We start from the raw sequence: 17,979 nt of genomic DNA, 5'->3' as shown, positions 1-17,979 counted from the left end.
GCCTCAGCGCCGCCGCAGGCCCAGCAGCAGGAACAGCGCGCCCAGCACGGCCGGCACCACCCAGACCGGCGCTTCCAGCACCGGTAGGATCGCGACATCCCACAATTCCGGCAGCAGCCGTCGCTGCACGCCCGCCTGAAAGGTGTTCAGGAACTCCGGCCAGATATGGAAGATGGCAGCGCCCAGCGGCGTCGCCCAGCCGAACCAGCCGCCGAGCGCGGCAGCCGCGCCCAGCAGCAGGACCCCGAGGATCTTCAGGCCCAGAGCCTTTCATTCTGCAGGTTGGTGTACATCCCGGCGACGAAATCGCCGTAGCCGTTGAACAGCCGCGTCGGCACGCGCTCGTTGCTGCCGATCAGACGCTCGCTCGCCTGCGACCAGCGCGGGTGCGGCACCTCCGGGTTCACGTTGGCCCAGAAGCCGTATTCGCTGGCCTGCAGGGTCTCCCAGAACGAAACCGGCCGCTGATCGGTCAGCGTGATCCTGGCGATCGACTTGCCGGACTTGAAGCCATACTTCCAAGGGAACACCACGCGGAACGGCCCACCATTCTGCGGCGGCAGCGGCTTGCCGAACAGGCCGACGGGCATGAAGGTCAGCTCATTGGCGGCTTCCTCGATGGTGCAGCCCTCGATATGCGGCCAGGGGTACCAGGATTGCCTGAGGCCGGTCATCACCTCGGGCTTCCGCGCCGTCTCGAAGCGGACGAACTTCGCCGATCCCTGCGGCTTCACGATGTCGAGCAGCTTGGAAAGCTGGAAGCCGGACCACGGCACGGTCATGCCCCAGGCCTCGACGCAGCGCAGGCGATAGACGCGCTCCTCGATGCCGATGCGGCGGATGATGTCGTCCACGTCGAACTCGCCGGGATTCTCAACCATCCCGTCGACCTGGATGGTCCAGGGCCGCGTCGGCATCTTCAGCGCGGTGGACCAGATGCCCTTGTCGCTGCCGAATTCGTAGAAGTTGTTGAAGGTGACGGCATCCCGCTCCGGCGACAGGTCGCGGCCGGCCGGGTAGCGCGTGTTGCGCATGGCGGGTGGCAGGTCCGGCACCTCCGCGGGCAGCCGCGTCCAGGGGTCAGCGGGCTCGCTGCGGCGCCAGAACTGCGCCTGGGCCACGGCGGGTGCCAGCATCGCACCGGCGCCTGCGGCGGCCATCAGGGCGCGGCGACCCAGCACCAGGTGTTCCGGAGTGGCCTGGCTTTCGGGGATTTCCCAGCCGCGCGGTCGCTTGATGAGCATGGTGGTCTCCGAATACGTGCCGTCGGTAGAGGTTCGGTCGCCGATGCCGCCCGTCAAGGCGCCACCCCGTCACGGCCGGGGCAGCACCGCGGCGGGCGGCAGGCCCGGCGTGGTTTCGACAGTGAACAGCCGGTAGCGCTCCGCCTCGATCCCACCACGCGCGCGGGACAGGGTGACATCAAGCGGCACGGCGCCCGGCCATTGGGGCGTGGTGCTGCGTCTTTCGCTCTGGACCAGCAGTCCGGTTACGCCCGAGATGGGGCGCGGCAGGTTAAAAAGCCTCCATCGGGGGTCCAGCGCCACCACGGGGATGCCGGGCGGCATCCGCAGCGCCAGTTGCGCGGCCAAGCCGTACTCCTCGGCCGCGACGAAGCCCGCGCCGAGCCGCTGCCGTTCCTGCTCCGCTGCTTCCGCCAGTTCCGGCCAGCCGCCGAGCCGCGCCAGGGTCGGGTCAAGCCGGCGCGGCAACGGCAGCGGGGCGAAGGCCGCCTGGATGTAGACCGCCAGCGCCAGCACCGCGCCGAGCGCCACCGCCGGCCGCGGCCAGCGCGCGAGGCGGGGTGGCAGGAAGGCGGCGGCGGCGATGCAGGCGGCGGGGTAAAGGATGCCCGGCCAGTTGCCCTGCACCCGGCTGCCCGTCGCCTGCCACAGGAACAGCGCGGCGCCCGGCAGCACCATGGCCGCCAGCAGCCCGGCCGCCGCATCGCCGCGCCACCAGGCCCGGGTCGCCAGCGCCACCCCCGTGACGCACAGCACGAAGACCAGCGGCGTCGCCAGCCCGGCCTGGCCAGCGACCAGTTCCCCAAGGTAGCGCAGCGCGGACCCGGGCTCGATGGCGCCGGCCCGGCCGCCCTGCCGGACGAAGGAGGCCCACCCATTCCCGGCGTTCCAGAGCAGCACCGGCAGGAACACCAGCAGGGCCAGTGCACCGCCGGCCCACAGGCGCCAGTCCCGCCACCAACGCCACGCTGGCCGGCTGGCCAGCAGCCAGAGCACGGCGCCGATCCCGAGCAGTCCGGCGGTGTATTTGGACAGCAGCGAAAGCCCCGCCAGCACGCCGAAGGCCAGCCACCAGCGCCCGTCCTGCGTCGCATGCACCCGCGCCAGCGCCCACAGCGCCGCGGTCCAGAACACCAGCAGTGGCAGGTCCGGCGTCACCAGGATGCCGCCGACGCCGACCAGCAGGGTTGCGTTGAAAAGGACCGCCGCCAGCAGGCCGGGGCGCCGGTCCGGGAACAGCGCATCCGCCGCACGCGCCAGCAGCAGGCTGGCCAGCGCGATGGAGATTGGCCCCATCAGCCGGATGCCGAAGGCGCCCTCGCCGGCCAGCAGCGTGCCAGCCCGGATGAACCAGGCGATCATGGGCGGGTGGTCGAGGTAGCCGGCCTGCAGGGTGCGCGACCATGTCCAGTAATACGCCTCGTCGGGCGCCAGCGGCACCAGCGCCGCCACCGCCAGCCGCAGCAGCGTCACCGCCGCCAGCAGGGACACCATCGCCAGCAGGGACCGGGCGTTCATCGGGCGCGCCACACCAGGGTGGAGGACACCGCGTAGTTCCACACCACCGTGATCAGCGCCCCGGCGAGCCCGGCGGCGCCCCAGGCCAGCATCCCGTCGCGCAGCAGCAGCCCGGCGATGCCGACATTGGCGGCGGCGCCGATGCCGCAGACCAGGTAGAACACCACCAGCCCCCGCCACAGCGCCGCTCCGCGCAGCCGCACGTCACGATAGGTGATGCGGTTGTTCAGCACGAAATTCGCCGTCATCGCCACCAGCGTCGCAGCCCACTGCGCGGCGCCGAAGGACAGCGGCCCGATCAGCAGCGCCAGCGCCGCCATGTGCACCAGCAGGCCGATTGCGCCGACCGCGGCGAAGGCCAGGAATCGCAGCGGCACCGTGCCGCCGGTCGCCTTGTCCAGCAGCAGCCCGGCGAATTCCAGCAGCACCGTCGCGTCCAGCTTGCTTTCGCCGGCCTGGCGGGACCGGAAGCTGTAGGGCACCTCCGCCACCACCAGGCGGCGCGGCGCGGACAGCAGGATGTCCAGCAGGATCTTGAAGCCGCGCGCGGCCAGCCGCGGCGCCACCTCCTCCACCAGTTCGCGCCGCAGCAGGAAGAAGCCGCTCATCGGGTCCGCCACCGGCACCGGCAGCAGCATCCGCGCCAGGGTGGCGCCGGCATCGGACAGGGCACCACGCGCGGCGGAAAACCCACCCTCCGCCCCGCCACCTGCCACATGGCGGCTGCCGATGGCGATGTCGGCACCGCCTTCCACCGCCGCCAGCAGCGCTGGCAGGATCGCCTCGTCATGCTGCAGGTCGCCATCCATCACCGCGACGAAGGGTGCCGAGACGGACAGGAACCCCTCCATGCAGGCGGAGGCCAGCCCGCGCCGGCCGATGCGGCGGATGCAGCGGATGCGCGGGTCCGCCGCGGCAATGGCGCGGGCCGCGGCGGCGGTGCCGTCCGGGCTGTCGTCGTCGACGAACACCGCCTCCCACGCCAGGCCGGCCAGCGCGGCATCCAGCCGCGCGACAAGGGGGGCGACATTGGCCGCCTCGCCATAGACCGGGATGATGACCGCTAGGCGGGCTGGCAGGTTCGGTTGCACCTGCGCGGTCTAGAGCATTTGCCGCCGGGGGGAAATTCGGCTGCGGCATCCGTCTTTTCCCGACGAATTCCACTGGCGAGGCCGGCCCCGCCGGGCGACAAGGGCGCAATGTTCCCGTGGCGGCGGTTCCTTTGCACTTGTAAGTCCCACGCGTGAAGCCTCCCCGGCCGCTCCCGCGCCGCGGTGGCCCGCGCGGCCTGATGCTGCTGCGCGCCGTCGCCGTGGTGCTGCCCCTGCTGGCGCTCGGCGCGCTTGGGCTCGGCGCGCATGCGACGGTGGACAGCGATGCGCGCGGCCGGGCGCAGCGGGCCGTGGACATGCTGCACGAACACGCGCTGCGCGCCTTCGAGGCGCAGGAATTGGCCATCGCCGCGATCGAGGCGCGGATGGCCGGCATCGCCTGGGAAGACGTGCCCCACGACCGCGAGCTCTACAATTTCATCCTTCGGGTCGATGCCGTGAACCTGTCCTCGGCCGGCCTGGCGCTGATCGATCCCCGCAACCTGCTGGTCATGTCGAGCGCCTTGCCGTTCGGCGCCACGCCGCGTGACGTGTCCAACCGGGACTACGTCGCGGCGCAGCCGGCCGGCCTGCCGATCCCCGACCAGCCCTTCATCGGGCAGGTGGTACGCTCCGTCGGCAACGCCGCCCTGGTCTTCCCGATGGTCCGCCCGCGGCAACGGCCGCAGGGCGACGGGCTGAGCGACGGAGGATCCATCCTGGCCGGCCTGTGGCTCAGCACCTTCCAGGATTTCTACCGCAGCATCCTGGAGACACCCGAGGATGCCATCACGCTGTTCCGCATGGACGGCGCCGTGCTGGCCGCGGTCCCAGCCCCGGCGCAGGCCGAGGGTGCCGCGCTGCCACGCACGGCGGGCGATGTCCTGACGGGCCTTCGGCGGGCACCCTTCGCCATCCTGCGCGGCCCCTCCCCGATCGACGGCGTGCCGCGGATGACCGCGTTCCGGCGACTTGCGCGACACGATATCGGGATCGCCTACGGCATCTCGGAGGCGGCGCTGAACCGCGACTGGCGGCGCCGGATGGTGGGGCCGCTGCTCGGCGCCGGTCTCGGCATGCTGCTGCTGCTGGCCGCGATCCGGCAGGCCGAACATGCGCTCCGCGCCCGCGCCGCCGCCGAGGCGCGTTCGCGGGATGCCGAGCGGCAGGCGACACTGGGGCTGCTGGCCGGCGGGCTGGCGCATGATTTCGGCAACATCACGCAATCCGTGGTCGCCGCCGCAACCCTGCTCGGGCGCCATGCGGAGGATGCGGAGCGCGTCCGCAAGATCGCCGGGCATCTGGCACGCCACGCGCAACGCGCCACCACGCTGTCGCGCCGGCTGCTCGCGACCACGCGCCGGACCACGCTGCCCGAGGCCAATTCTGAAATCGTCGACGTCTCGACCTCGCTCCGCGAAGTCTGCGAATTGCTGGACGCGACGCTTGGGGCCGGGCTGCGGGTGCGCTGCGACGTGCCGGCCGGGCTCCGCAGCGCCCCTGGCCTGGACCGGGCGGAGCTGGAGACCGCCGTGATCAACCTCGCGGCCAATTCCCGCGACGCGATGCCCCACGGCGGGGAGGTGTGGGTGGAGGCCACGGTTCTGGAAGTGCCGCCCCGCCTGGCCGGCGCGCCGGACCTGCCGCCCGGTCGCTATCTCCGCATCTCGGTCCGCGACCAGGGCGAGGGCATGGCGCCGGAAGCCCTCGCCCGGCTCGGCGAGCCGTTCTTCACCACGAAGCCGGCGGGCCGCGGAACCGGACTCGGCCTTGCCATGGTCGCCGCCTTCCTGCGTCGTGCCGGCGGCGCGCTGACCGCGGAGAGCACGCCCGGACAGGGCACCACCATTCACATGGTGCTGCCCGCCGGCTGAGCGTGGGGTTTGGGTCACACCCGTGTGTTGCCAGTATATTCGGAAGAATTTTAACTTCTGCTGCTACCGTGAGTTGTCTATGGTTAAGGAGTTCCCTCCACCATAGAAGCGAGAAACGCTTTGCCTCCCGCTGCGCTTCCCGCCAACGAGGCCGACCGCCTGGCGGCGCTGCACGCCACCGGCATCCTCGACACCCCGCCGGATGCGCGCTTCGATGCCTTCGCCCGCCTCGCGGCGCATCTGTCCGGCGCGCCGATGGCGCTGGTGTCGCTGATCGACGGGGACCGGCAGTGGTTCAAGGCAGCCATCGGCATCGACCTGCGGGAGACACCCCGCGACACCTCCTTCTGCGCCCACGCGATCCTGAGCCCGGAGCGAGTGACCGTGGTGGAGGACGTCACCACCGACATGCGCTTCAACGACAACCCGCTGGTCAACGGCGCCCCGCACATCCGCTTCTACGCCGGCGCGCCGATCATCGACCGCGCCGGCCACGCCCTCGGCACGCTCTGCGTCGTGGACAGCGAGCCGCGGCGGATGTCGGAGGCCGCGACGCACGCGCTGGCCGATATCGCCCAGGGCGTCGCCGCCGCCATCGAGTTGCGGACCAGCCTGGAGACGGCGCAGTCGGCGGCGCTGCGCGACCCGCTGACCCGCCTTGGCAACCGCCCGCTGTTCGAGAAGCGGCTGGCCGAGGCGATCGAACTGGCGCGGGGGCCGGAGGAGCATGGCTTCGCCGTGTTCTGCCTCGACCTCGACCGCTTCAAGGCCGTGAACGACCTGCTCGGCCATGCCGGTGGCGACGCCCTGCTGAAGGAAGCGGCGCGACGGCTGATGGCCTCGGTCCGTGGTGCCGACACGGTGGCGCGCCTTGGCGGCGACGAATTCGCCGTCATCCTGTCCGGACCCGTCACCCCGGCCGAGGCCGATGCCCTGGCGGTGCGGCTGATCGAGGCACTGAGCGCGCCCTTCGAGTATGAAGGCCAGCCGGTGCCGATCCGCACCTCCGTCGGCTACGCCCTGGCACCGGCCGATGGGCTTGACGCTGACGCCCTGCTGCGTCGCGCCGACAACGCCCTTTATGCCGCGAAGCACCAGGGCCGCGGCCGGCAGATGCGCTTCGACCCGGCGATGGAGGGCCAACTCGCCGGCCGCCAGGCGCTGGAGCGTGATCTGCGCAAGGCGCTGGCGCAGGGCGCCTTTCGCTTCGAATGGCAGCCGGTGGCCGATGCCAACACCGGCAAGGTCGTCAGCTGCGAGGCGTTGCTGCGCTGGGACCGGCCAGGGCATGGCCCGGTCTCGCCCGCCGTCTTCGTGCCGATCGCGGAATCCTGCGGCCTCGGCGGCATGCTGGATGAATGGGTGCTGCGCGAAGGCTGCCGACAGGCGGCCGCCTGGCCGCACCCGCTGAAGGTCGCGCTGAACGTCTCGGCGTCCCGCTTCCACCTCGGCGGGCTCGCCGGGCTGGTCGCCAGCATGCTGCGCGACTCCGGCTTGGCGGCCGACCGGCTGGAACTGGAGGTCACCGAGGGCACGCTGATCAAGGACGAGGCCGCCGCGGCGGTGACGATCGAGGAACTGCACGTCCTCGGCGTGCGGGTCGCGCTGGACGATTTCGGCACCGGCTACTCCTCGCTCGGCTACCTGCACGCCCTGCCGCTGGACAAGGTGAAGCTGGACCGGTCCTTCATCCGCGACATCGACGGCAGCGAACGCGCCCGCAACGTCATCCGCGCCGTGCTGCAACTGTGCCGCGGCCTTGGCATCAAGGCCTGCGCCGAGGGCGTGGAGACGCAGTCGCAGCTGGATTTCCTGCGCGTCGAGGGCTGCGACCTGATCCAGGGCTACCTCATCGGCCGCCCCAGCCCGACCCCGCCGCTGCCGGGTGCCGCCTCGCAGGGCGGCACCCCCTGGTTGCTGGCGCCGCGGCCGGAAATCCAGGCGGCGGCGCCAGCGGTGGCCCCGCGCAGTGGCTGGGGTCGGGGCGTCCGGCGCCGCTGGGCCGGCTTCGCGCTGCTGGCGATGCTTCCCATGGTCGCCTCCTCCGCCTGGCTGTTCGAGACCGAGACGCGCGACCGCATCGCGGCCGCGGAAACCGAGGCGGCGGCTGTCGCGGCGCGCGGGGCGCGCGAGGTCGATGCGCTGGTGGATCAGGCGCGGACCCTGCTGGCGGCGCTGGCGCGGGTGCCGGAGGTGCGCGAAGCGTTTGGCTCGAGCAATGCGCCGGCCCGTACCGAAGCCTGCCGATCAGTGATGCAGGAGGTCGCCGCCACGGTGCCGTGGCAACGCTCGCTGACGGTCATCGCGCCAAACGGACAGGTTCGCTGCTCCAGCCTCGGCGGCACCTACGGCAGCGTGGCGGAGCGGCCGCATTTCCAGCAGGTGATGGCGACGAGCACGGAGGTCCTGTCCGACCTGACGGTGCCACGTTCCAACGGCACCCCATCGTTGTTCCTGCTGGTGCCGGTGCTGGGGGAGGATGGCCGCATCGCCGCCGTGCTCAGCGCCGGGCTCGACACCGGCTGGCTGATACGGTCGGTGATCGCCACCGCGCCGGCCGGCTTCCGCGTTGCCGTGGTGGACCGTAACGCCCGCCTGGTGGCGCTGCACGTGCCGGACGCCGATCCCGCAAGCGCGGCGAACTGGCAACCCGGCCTCGATGTCACCAGCCATCCGGCGGTGCGCGCGGCTCTGGCCAGCGCGGAGGCCGGGACGCTGCGGGCGGGCATGGATGGTGGCGTCGCCGGCATCTATGCCTTCGCGCCGCTCGGCACCGGGAGCGCCCGGGTCGTCGTCGGCATCCCCGAATCGGTGCTGCTGGCCTCGGTCGAGGCGCGGCGGCTGCTGTCCTACGTGCTGCTGGCGGTGGGCGGCGGCGCGTTGATGCTGCTGGTGCTGGCGCTGGGCGAGGTGATGGTGCTGCGCCCGATCCGCCGCCTGGGCCAGACCGTGGACCTGCTGGCGGACGGCGACCTGTCCGCCCGCGTCGGCCTGACCTCGCGCGCCGCGACGCCGGAGTTGGCGGCGCTGGCGCACCGGGTCGACCACATGGCGGCGCGGCTGGCCTCGGCGCTGGAGACGGCACGTGCCGCGAGCGCGGTGAAGACCCGCTTCCTGTCGGCCGCCAGCCATGAGTTGCGCACGCCCCTGAACGGCATCCTCGGCTGGGCACAGTTGATGCTGCGCGACAGGTCGCTGGCACCCGACCACCGGGAGCAGGTGAAGACCATCGCCGAGGCCGGCGAGCACCTGGCCGGCGTGGTCGGCCGCCTGCTGGAGATCAGCACCATCGAGGCCGGACGCGCCGAGGCGCCGCGGCTCGAGCCGACGGATGCGGGCGCCCTGGCGCGGTCCTGCGTCGAGCTTCTGCGCCCGGCCGCCGACCATAAGGGCCTGGTGCTGCGCATCGAGGTCGCGGCGGACGTGCCGCGCGCGGTGCTGATGGATCAGGCCCGCGTGCGGCAGGTGCTGCTGAATCTGGTCGGCAATGCGGTGAAGTTCACCGAGGCCGGCGGCGTGACGCTGCGGCTGTACAAGCCACTGGAAGGCCGGCTGCGCTTCGATGTCAGCGACACCGGGCCCGGCGTTTCGCCGCTGCTGAACGGCAGGCTGTTCCAGGACTTCGTGCGCTACGACCCGCGCGGGTCCGGCACGGCGGGGTCCGGGCTTGGACTTGCGGTTTCCGCCCGCTTCGCGGCGCTGCTTGGCGGCCAGATCGAATACGAGCCTGGGCCCGGCGGCCGCGGCAGCCTGTTCTGGTTCGAGCTTCCGGCGCCCGCCGCGACCCGGCCCGATGCTGCCGCCCCGGCGGCCGTGGCCGAGGCCGCGCTGCCGTCCGCGCTGACGCCCCTGCCGGTGCCGCTGGCCATCGCCGCCAATGCCGAGCCGCCGCCGCCGCGCGCGCCGCTGCCCGCCGCCCGCGGCGGGCGGCGCGCGTTGCGCATCCTGGCCGCCGACGACGTCTCCGCCAATCGCCTGCTGCTGCGGGCGACGCTGGAGGCGGTGGGCCACAAGGTCACGCTGGTGGCCGACGGTGCCTCGGCGGTCGAGGCCGTGGCCGCCGATCCCGACGGCTTCGATGCGGTACTGATGGATGTGCAGATGCCCGGCATGGACGGGCTCGAGGCCACCCGCCGCATCCGGGCCCTGCCCGGCCATGGCCGCCACCTTCCCATCCTTGCGGTGACGGCCGGCGCCTTCCGCGAGGATATCGAGGCCTGCCACGAGGCCGGCATGGACGGCCATGTGGAAAAGCCGATCCGCGTCGCCCGGCTGGAACAGGCGCTGGAGGAACTGGTGGGCGCCCCCGCGATCGGCCTTGCAATGGCGCGGGAGGCCGAGTTGGCGGCCGCAGGGCGGCGCGCCACCGCCTGAACCGGTGGGCCAGGTCAGGCGGTGCGCGGCGCCTTGATGCGGCGCGGCGCGATGCGCAACAGCAGCCAGCCGGCGAGCCCCGCCGTCACCGATCCCATCAGGATGCCGATCTTCACCGCATCCTGAAGCATCGGATCGTTGGCGAAGGCCAGCAGGCCGATGAACAGGCTCATCGTGAAGCCGATGCCGCACAGCAGCGAGATGCCCAGCAATTGCGCCCAGCTGGCCCCCATCGGCAGTTCCGCCAGCCCGGTGCGGATCGTCAGCGCGGCGAAGCCGAACACGCCCACCAGCTTGCCGAGGAACAGGCCCAGCGCCACGCCCAGCGTCAGGTCGTTGCCGAGGCTGGCCAGGGTGACGCCGGCGAAGCTGACGCCGGCATTGGCGAAGCCGAAGATCGGAATGATCAGGAAGGCCACCAGGCCGTGCAGCCTGTGTTCCAGCTGGTGCAGCGGCGACTGCGCCAGGTCGTCCGGCCGGCCCGGCGCCGGCCGCAACGGGATGGTGAAGGCAAGCAGCACGCCGGCGACCGTCGCATGCACGCCGGAACGCAGCACCAGAACCCACAGGATGGCCCCGCCCAGCAGGTACAGCCACAGCCGCATCACCCCCATGCGGTTCATCAGCACCAGGCCTGCGATCACCAGCGCCGCCAGGCCGAGGTCGATGGTCGAGATCGAGCCGGTGTAGAACACTGCGATGATGGCGACGGCGCCGAGGTCGTCGATGATCGCCAGCGCCGTCAGGAACACCTTGAGCGAGGTCGGCACCCGCGAGCCCAGCAGGGACAGCACGCCGAGCGCGAAGGCGATGTCGGTGGCCGCCGGAATCGCCCAGCCGCGCGACGCCGCCGGATCATCGTAGTTGAAGGCCAGGAAGATCAGCGCCGGCACCACCATGCCGCCCAGCGCCGCGATGCCCGGCAGGGCCCGGTTCGACCAGCTCGCCAGCTGCCCGTCCAGGACCTCACGCTTGATTTCAAGGCCAACGAGCAGGAAGAATACCGCCATCAGGGCGTCGTTGATCCAGTGCAGCAGCGACAGCGGCCCGAGATAGGTGCCGAGCGCGGCGAAATAGACCGGCGCCAGCGCCGAATTCGCCACCACCAGCGCCAGCACCGCCGCCGCCATCAGGATGAGGCCGCCCGAGGCCTCGCTGGCCATGAACTCGCGCAGGATGGAGACCGGTCGGCGATTGGGGCTGGTGCTGGCCATGCGTGTCGGCAATCTCGTGATGTTGCGTCGTGACAGGCGCTGGTTACCGCATTATGGCCCGAAAGTAATCACAGCAGTCCGCGCGCGATGCCGCCATCAACGTTCACCGTCTGGCCGGTGACATAGCCGGCCAGAGGGCTGCCGAGCCAGGCAACCATCACCGCCACCTCCTCCGCCGCGGCAAACCGGCCCAGCGGCACCTCATGGGCGAATTCGGCGATGATGGCGGCCACGTTGGTTCCACGCTCGGTCGCCAGTTTCTCGGCGCGCTGCTGCCACAGCCGGGTCAAGGTGCGGCCGGGGGCCACGCAGTTCACCCGGATGCCCTCCGCCGCATATTCGCCGGCCAGCGTCTTGGTCAGGCCGAGCAGCCCGGCCTTGTGGACGTTGGAGACGATCTGGTTCGGGTAGGGCATTCGCGACGCCGCGGCGCCGAGCAGTACGATGGAGGGCGCCGTGCCCCTGCGCAGCAGCGGCAGCGCGGCCCGCACGGCGCGGACCGCCGACAGCACGTTGAAGCTGTAGTTGCTGAGCCAATCCTCGTCGGTCAGCGCCTCGAAGCCGGAGCGGATCGAGCCGCCGACGGCATCGACCAGCAGATCCAGCGCCCCCCAGCGAGCCTCGGCGTCGCCCAGCAGGCGGTCGGCGGCGCCGGCCTGGGTGATGTCCGCCACCACCGTCGCGGGGATCCGCCCGGTCTCGGCGCCGATGCGGGCGGCGGCCGCGGCAATGGCGGCCGGGTCGCGGGAGGCGATCATAACCTCCGCCCCTTCCGCGGCCAGCATCCGCGCCGTGGCGAAGCCGATTCCGGCGGACGCCCCCACCACCAGAACCCGCCGTCCCTGATACCCGAGGTCCATGACCCGCTTCCGCCTTCGCCGTTGACTGTCTGCAATAGCGTGTCTAACTGGTCCAACGAAATGCAGGAAACGGTCCCATCAAGGGGCGCCGCGAAGGGAGAGGTCGGGCCATGAACGACATCATCAAGGCGATTCCGCGCCGGCAGGCACTGCTGCTGGCCACCGGTGGCCTGCTGGCCGCCCCCGGCATCGCGCGCGCGCAGACTTTCCCGGAACGGCCAATCACGCTGCTCGTGCCCTTCGCCACGGGTGGCTACAACGACCGCCTGGCGCGCGCCATGGCGCCCTTCCTGCAGAAGCACATCGGCCAACCGGTGACGGTGATGAACCGCCCGGGCGGCGGCACGGTGCTCGGCAACACCTTCTACATGCAGCAGCCGGATGACGGCTACATGGTGATGGTGCACTCGGCCGGCCCCTACATCCCGCTGTCGATCGTGACGCGCAACGCGCGCTACAAGGCCGACGACTTCCACATGATCAATCTGCCCTCGCGCGACCTGACGCTGGCGGCCTGCGCGACCTCGAAGAACATCAATTCGATCGACGATGCGGTGGCCAGCCTGAAGCGCGACCCGCGCAGCCTGTCCATCGGCGTGCAGCCGGCCTCGGCCGACCTCATCAACATGGCGCTGTTTCTGCAGGCGCATGGCATCGACCGGTCCCGCGTCCGCGTCGTCACCTATGATGGCGGCGGCCCGGCCCGCACGGCGACGGCCGGCGGCCATGTCGACATCGGCTTCGTCGGCGGCGAGGGCTTCCTGCCGATCAAGGACCGCATCCGCCCGCTGCTGCTGTTCAGCGACGAGAAGTCGACGGACTACCCGGACGCGCCGCTGCTGACCGACCACGCGCGGGCCGCGGGCTTCGAGCCGCAGTCCGTCGATGGATCGCAGCGCGGCTTCGTGGTGCTGAAGCGCTTCGTGGAAGCGCAGCCGGACCGCTACCGCATCCTGCTGCGCGCCATCGAGGCGGCGACCAAGGACCCGGAATGCGTCGCCTCGCTGACCAACCAGCAGCTGGCGACCACCTGGTACGGCCCGGAAGCCTCGAACCGTGCCTACCTCACCAGCGCGGCCCTGATGGAACGCTATGCCGACCTGCTGAAGCAGGCCTGACGTCACGAGGGGGACGCCGCGCATGCCACAGATCCGGCGCCGCGTCGCCTGGGCGCCGCTGACCCTCGTCACCGCGCTGGCGGGGATTGCGGTCGCCTATCTTCTGAACGCGCGCGGCGTATCGCTCAGCCCGCAGAACCTGCTGCTGCTGCAACCGACCGCCTGGCTGGTGCTGGTGCTGTGGGCGGTAATGGCCTGGGGTTTTCTGCGCGAGCCGGTCGTGGCGGAGGGTGAGGCGGCTGGCGAAAGCTGGCCAGATTTCGGCCGGGTCGTCGCCATGGTCGCGGCCTTCGGCATCTTCATCCTGAGCCTGGAGACCGCCGGCTACGACATCGCCATCTGGGCCTTCGCCCTGGTTGCGCTGTGGATCGGTGGCGAGCGCAACTGGATCGCCCTGGGCCTGTTCCCGCCGGTCTTCGCGCTGGCCGTTGTCTATGGCTTCCGCCTGCTGGTGCCCTACCCCTTCCCGACCACGCTGCTGTAGGGCCGCCGGATGATCGACTTCCCCGCCTTCGGCTCCGCGGTCGCGATGCTGGCCGGTTCGCCGGAGGCCTGGGTCTGGGTTGTTCCAGGCCTTCTGATCGGCCTGGTGTTCGGCGCCCTGCCCGGCATCTCCGTCTCCATGGCGATGGCGCTGGTGCTGCCGGCCTCGCTCTACATGGACTTCCTGCCGGCGATCATCTTCCTGACCTCGGTCTATACCGGTGCGGGGTTCGGCGGCTCGATCCCCGCGGTGCTGATCAACATTCCCGGCACCTCCTCCGCCGTCGCCACCACCTTCGACGGCTACCCGATGGCGCGGAAGGGCCAGCACAACGAGGCGCTGGGCGCCGCGCTGTTTGCCTCCTGCATCGGGGTGCTGATCTCCTACATCGTGCTGTTCGTGCTGGTGCAGCCGCTGGCCGAGATCGTCTTGCGGATCGGGCCGTATGAAATGGCGGCGATTGGCATCTGGGGGCTGGTGCTGCTGGGCTCGATCGGCGGGTCCTCGGTCGCCAAGGGCCTGTTCGCCGCGGCGATCGGCGTGCTGTGCGGCACCGTCGGCATGAACACCGCCGGCTACATGCGCGGCGACATGGGCATTCCCTGGCTCCTGGACGGCGTGCCGACGATTCCGGCCATGGTCGGGCTGCTGGCGGCGAGCCAGTTGTTCGCGCTGGTGAACGCCAAGTTCATCGTCGAATCCAAGGAAAACCGCACCATCAGCCTGCGGCGCATCCTGGATGGCGGCGTGATGGTGATGCGCAACCCAGTGACGCTGCTGCGCGGCACCGCCATCGGCATCTTCGTCGGCGCGGTGCCCGGCATCGGCTCCTCCATCGCCAACCTGATCTCCTATGGCGAGGCGCGGCGTGCCTCGAAGGACCCGGCGAGCTTCGGCAAGGGCAATCCGGAGGGTGTCATCGCCGCGGAATCCGCCAACAGCAGTTCGGAAGGCGGGTCGATGGCGACCATGCTGGCGCTCGGCATCCCCGGTGGCGGCGCCACGGCGATCCTGCTGGCGGCCTTCGCGATGCACAACGTCATCGGCGGCCCGCGCTTCATGGAGCAGAACCGGGACATCGTCTACGCGATTATCCTGTCCAACTTCGCCCAGGCCTTCGTGCTGCTGCTGGTGGGCGGTGCCTTCGTGTTCGTGGCCAGCACGGTGGTGCGGCTGCCGCTGCGTTACCTGATCCCGTCCGTGCTGGTCATGTCCACCATGGGCGCCTTCGCCATCGAGGGCTCGATCGCCGGGCCGCTGACGTTGTTCGCCTTCGCCGTCCTCGGCTGGCTGATGTCGCGCTACGGCTTTCCCGTGGCCGCCATCGTCGTCGGCCTGCTGCTCGGAAAGCTGATCGAGACGGAAATGCTCCGCGCCTGGCAGTTGGCCGGCGGCGACCTGATGTATGTCTTCGAACACCCGGTCGCGGTCGGCATCATCGTGCTCATGCTGGTCTCGCTCGGGCTTTCGGTGCGTCGCGACATGCGGCGGCGGCGGGCGCTGCGGGCGCAGGCCGTCGCGGCCTGATGCGTTGACACCCGAGGCGTGCGGACGAAGATGACGCCGTGAGGCGGCCGTCGCCGCCCATCCAGGAGGAGGTCGCAACGATGGCTCTGACGCTTGAGGGTTTCACCGCCAAATGCCGCGCCGCCCTGGCCGCCGATGATGGCCCGGCCGGGCGGCAGAAGGTCTGCGAACTGGTGCGGGAAGCGCTGCACGACCCCGACTTCGTCGCCGCCACCATCCCCGAGGGCACGCCGGAGAGGCATGTGCTGTTCGAGGACCCGACGCTCGGCTTCACCGTGCTGGCGCATGCCTACAGCGACGCAAAGACCAGCGGCCCGCACGACCATGGCCCGTCCTGGGCGATCTACGGCCAGGCAGCCGGCGAGACGGTGATGAGCGATTTCGAATGCCTGTCCCGCCCGGATGCGAGCAAGCCCGGCGAGGCACGCCGCCTGCGCGACTACACGCTGAGGCCCGGTGATGCCTATCTGTACGAACCGGGCGACGTGCATGCCCCCCGCCGCGACGGCCCGACCCGGCTGCTGCGGATCGAGGGGATGAACATGGACCGCGTGAAGCGCCTGCCTTATCGCGAAGTGGCGTCCGCGGCAGGCTGAGACGATCGCAACAGCGCGGTCTCGCCCTCGGGCGACGCGCCAACGACTGCTAGCGCCGGCGCGTCCTCTTCCTCCGGGCTGACCAGAAGCTGCAGCGTCTGGCCAGCCAGCGCTGCGGCAAGAACGGCGGCGGCCAAGAACAAGGCAATGCCGGGTACATGCCAGGGCGGCACCAGCGCCTCGCCATTCGGCCCGACGTACCACCAGATGGAAAGGGCGCGCGCCAGAAGGGCCGCGCACAGGCCGGGCACGAGGCCGAACAGCAGCGCCGCCACCAGCACGCCCAGCAACAGCAGGTCGCGACCCGCGCCAAGTGGATCGGACGTCGCCACCACCCGCACCACGAAGGCGACAATTACGATCAAGGCGGCCAGCGCGATGCGCACGAGCAACGGTCGCTTGCGTTCCGCGCCATGCCAGCGCAGCGCGGCGGCCAGGGGCCATGACAGGGTCAAGCGACGGGCGCGCGGCCGTGTGGCAGCGCTGGGGTTCTCGGCAGGGGCAACAAGGAGGACGCCTCCGGAAGTCGCGCGATTCCTTGGTGCGCGAAACTATTCTTGGTAGAAAAACCTACCGGAGACTCGCCTTAACGGCAATGGTGCAAGACCATATCGGCCAGCGGACGGAAAGAATTGGCGCACCCGGAGGGATTCGAACCCCCGACCAACGGAGTAGAAATCCGATGCTCTATCCAGCTGAGCTACGGGTGCGGAACCGGGATCAGTGGGACCAGTTCTCGGTCCGGCCGAACTTGAAGTTGTCCGCATAGGCTTTCGGCTTGATGTCGGCCTTCACCAGGGGCGGCTGCGCGACCTCATAGCGCCAGCCGCGGCTTTCGGCATAGGCGATGGCGGCCTCGGCGCTCGGGAAACGCAGCGTCACCTGGCCCTGCGTGTCGCCGGAGCCGGACCAGCCGGTCAAGGGGTCCAGCCGCTTCGGCTCGCCCGGCGCGAAGTCCAGCACCCATGCCCCGGCACCGGCACGGCCGGACTGCATGGCGGATTTCGGCTGGCGGTGGATACGGGCGGTCTGGCTGTCGCGCGTCATGCCGGCGGTGATCCTTCGGTAGCCTGCTCGGATCGCTATAGCCTCGGCGGGCGGTGGTCGCCAACTGCCGCATTTACCTGGAAGCAAGGCCAGTCCGGCATACTGGAACCGCAGCAAACGCAGGCCCCGCATGCGCCCATGCCCCGAGATCGCGCCGTGAGTCACCTGATGGCGCTGTACGACCTGCCGGACCTGATGGTCTACGCCGTCTTCATGCTCGGCGCGGCCGGGCTTGCCGCGTCCGTCTGCCTCGGCGCCTGGCGTCTCTCGCCGGTGACGGCCACGAAGGACCAACTCGACCTGGCGATGCGGACCAGCGCAGCGGTGGTTTCCGCGCTGACCCTCACCCTTGCCTTCTGCGCCATCCAGGCCCGCAGCCAGACCAGCGAGGCCAGCCGCGTCGTCGCGATGGAGGTTGCCGCGATCAGCGGTCTCGCCCGGCTGGCCGACCGGCTAGGAGAACCCGGGCTCCGGCTGCATGCCGACATCACGGCCTACCTCTATGCGGTCGTGCATGCCGAGTTCCCGGCGCTGGCCGAACGCGGCCGCGACCCGGCGACGCAGCACGCGGCGGAGGCGCTGGAACACGCCGCCTACGCCGCCGCCGCGCAGGCCAGCGATGCGCTGGCGCAGGACCTGATCCAGCAGACCGATGGCGTCGACGAAGCACGGGAGAACCGGCTGATGGCGGCCGAGGCCGGGCTGCCGGCGGCGTTCTGGCTGCTCATACTGCTGCTGATGGCGCTGCTGGTCTCGACTGGCCCACTGTACCCGCCGCGGCGCCATGTCGCGGCGATGCTGGCGATGCAGGCGGCCGGCGTCGGCGCGCTGATCGCCTTCGTCTTCCTGATGGACCAGCCCTTCCGCGGCCACCTCTCGGTCAGTCCGGAGCCCTACAACACGTTGCAGCGCAGCCTGGCCCACCGCGCCGCGATCGCCACCGCCGCGCGCAGCGGCCTGCTTGCGGCTTCGCCGGCACCGCAGGATGTGACCAGGCGCGTGCAGGACGCCAGCGCCCCCTGATGCTAGGAC

Annotated in this window: 15 protein-coding genes and 1 tRNA gene; 7 read left to right on the top strand and 9 right to left on the bottom strand. The window is 70.9% G+C overall.

The annotated features are described in order from the left end of the window. Window positions 1-3 precede the first annotated feature (3 nt). The 4 genes from ACLF3G_RS20870 to ACLF3G_RS20855 form a co-directional block, all read right to left on the bottom strand. Entirely contained in the window at window positions 4-129 is a 126-nt protein-coding gene (locus ACLF3G_RS20870; RefSeq protein WP_430671336.1) for a hypothetical protein, read from the bottom strand. A gap of 125 nt (window positions 130-254) precedes the next feature. Continuing rightward, a complete protein-coding gene (gene msrP / locus ACLF3G_RS20865) occupies window positions 255-1,244 on the bottom strand; it encodes a protein-methionine-sulfoxide reductase catalytic subunit MsrP (protein WP_430671335.1) in 990 nt (329 codons plus the stop codon). A 69-nt stretch (window positions 1,245-1,313) separates the two neighbouring features. Continuing rightward, the gene (locus tag ACLF3G_RS20860) at window positions 1,314-2,762 is read right to left on the bottom strand and encodes a glycosyltransferase family 39 protein (protein ID WP_430671334.1); all 1,449 of its coding nucleotides are present in this window, start codon (window positions 2,760-2,762) and stop codon (window positions 1,314-1,316) included. Further along, complete coding sequence (locus ACLF3G_RS20855) at window positions 2,759-3,853, bottom strand: glycosyltransferase (protein ID WP_430671333.1); 1,095 nt, start codon at window positions 3,851-3,853, stop codon at window positions 2,759-2,761. Before ACLF3G_RS20855 ends, ACLF3G_RS20860 begins: the two co-directional genes overlap by 4 nt. A 152-nt stretch (window positions 3,854-4,005) precedes the next feature. Between ACLF3G_RS20855 and ACLF3G_RS20850 the strand changes: the two genes are divergently transcribed. Both ACLF3G_RS20850 and ACLF3G_RS20845 read left to right on the top strand, forming a co-directional pair. Continuing rightward, on the top strand, window positions 4,006-5,727 hold the full coding sequence (locus ACLF3G_RS20850) for an ATP-binding protein (RefSeq protein ID WP_430671332.1): 1,722 nt from the start codon (window positions 4,006-4,008) through the stop codon (window positions 5,725-5,727). Between the two features lie 120 nt (window positions 5,728-5,847). After that, complete coding sequence (locus ACLF3G_RS20845; RefSeq protein WP_430671331.1) at window positions 5,848-10,101, top strand: EAL domain-containing protein; 4,254 nt, start codon at window positions 5,848-5,850, stop codon at window positions 10,099-10,101. A gap of 14 nt (window positions 10,102-10,115) precedes the next feature. Here the strand turns inward: ACLF3G_RS20845 and nhaA are convergent, their stop codons facing one another. Together nhaA and ACLF3G_RS20835 are read right to left on the bottom strand one after the other, a co-directional pair. Beyond that, window positions 10,116-11,315, bottom strand: a complete 1,200-nt coding sequence (gene nhaA, locus ACLF3G_RS20840) for a Na+/H+ antiporter NhaA (RefSeq protein WP_430671330.1) — start codon at window positions 11,313-11,315, stop codon at window positions 10,116-10,118. 68 nt (window positions 11,316-11,383) lie between these two features. After that, window positions 11,384-12,175: an SDR family oxidoreductase gene (locus ACLF3G_RS20835; RefSeq protein ID WP_430671329.1), complete on the bottom strand. Its 792-nt coding sequence runs from the start codon at window positions 12,173-12,175 to the stop codon at window positions 11,384-11,386. A 110-nt stretch (window positions 12,176-12,285) separates the two neighbouring features. On the opposite strand from ACLF3G_RS20835, the gene ACLF3G_RS20830 reads away from it, so the two are divergent. From ACLF3G_RS20830 to ACLF3G_RS20815, 4 genes are all read left to right on the top strand, one after another. Beyond that, a complete protein-coding gene (locus tag ACLF3G_RS20830) occupies window positions 12,286-13,293 on the top strand; it encodes a Bug family tripartite tricarboxylate transporter substrate binding protein (protein WP_430671328.1) in 1,008 nt (335 codons plus the stop codon). A 22-nt stretch (window positions 13,294-13,315) separates the two neighbouring features. Beyond that, the gene (locus tag ACLF3G_RS20825) at window positions 13,316-13,777 is read left to right on the top strand and encodes a hypothetical protein (RefSeq protein ID WP_430671327.1); all 462 of its coding nucleotides are present in this window, start codon (window positions 13,316-13,318) and stop codon (window positions 13,775-13,777) included. A gap of 9 nt (window positions 13,778-13,786) precedes the next feature. Then, a complete protein-coding gene (locus tag ACLF3G_RS20820; RefSeq protein WP_430671326.1) occupies window positions 13,787-15,304 on the top strand; it encodes a tripartite tricarboxylate transporter permease in 1,518 nt (505 codons plus the stop codon). A gap of 80 nt (window positions 15,305-15,384) precedes the next feature. After that, window positions 15,385-15,900, top strand: coding sequence for a hypothetical protein (locus tag ACLF3G_RS20815; protein ID WP_430671325.1), 516 nt, complete (start codon window positions 15,385-15,387; stop codon window positions 15,898-15,900). Here the strand turns inward: ACLF3G_RS20815 and ACLF3G_RS20810 are convergent. The 3 genes from ACLF3G_RS20810 to ACLF3G_RS20800 all read right to left on the bottom strand — a co-directional run bounded on the left by ACLF3G_RS20810 (window position 15,870) and on the right by ACLF3G_RS20800 (window position 16,947). After that, a complete protein-coding gene (locus ACLF3G_RS20810) occupies window positions 15,870-16,355 on the bottom strand; it encodes a hypothetical protein (protein ID WP_430671324.1) in 486 nt (161 codons plus the stop codon). The genes ACLF3G_RS20815 and ACLF3G_RS20810 overlap by 31 nt on opposite strands. Before the next feature lie 178 nt (window positions 16,356-16,533). Then, window positions 16,534-16,610: transfer RNA gene (locus tag ACLF3G_RS20805), tRNA-Arg, on the bottom strand. Window positions 16,611-16,620: 10 nt separating this feature from the next. Continuing rightward, window positions 16,621-16,947: an ETC complex I subunit gene (locus ACLF3G_RS20800; protein WP_430671323.1), complete on the bottom strand. Its 327-nt coding sequence runs from the start codon at window positions 16,945-16,947 to the stop codon at window positions 16,621-16,623. Window positions 16,948-17,085: 138 nt separating this feature from the next. Here ACLF3G_RS20800 and ACLF3G_RS20795 point away from each other — a divergent pair, with 138 nt between their 5' ends. Beyond that, window positions 17,086-17,970 (top strand): hypothetical protein, encoded by an 885-nt coding sequence (locus ACLF3G_RS20795; protein WP_430671322.1) that lies wholly within the window; start codon window positions 17,086-17,088, stop codon window positions 17,968-17,970. The last annotated feature ends 9 nt before the right edge of the window (window positions 17,971-17,979 follow it).

It is taken from the genome of Falsiroseomonas sp. HC035 (assembly GCF_050563525.1).
Lineage (GTDB): Bacteria > Pseudomonadota > Alphaproteobacteria > Acetobacterales > Acetobacteraceae > Falsiroseomonas.
Note: the sequence above shows the minus strand (reverse complement) of the source record. Positions and strands in the feature narration are given on the sequence as shown.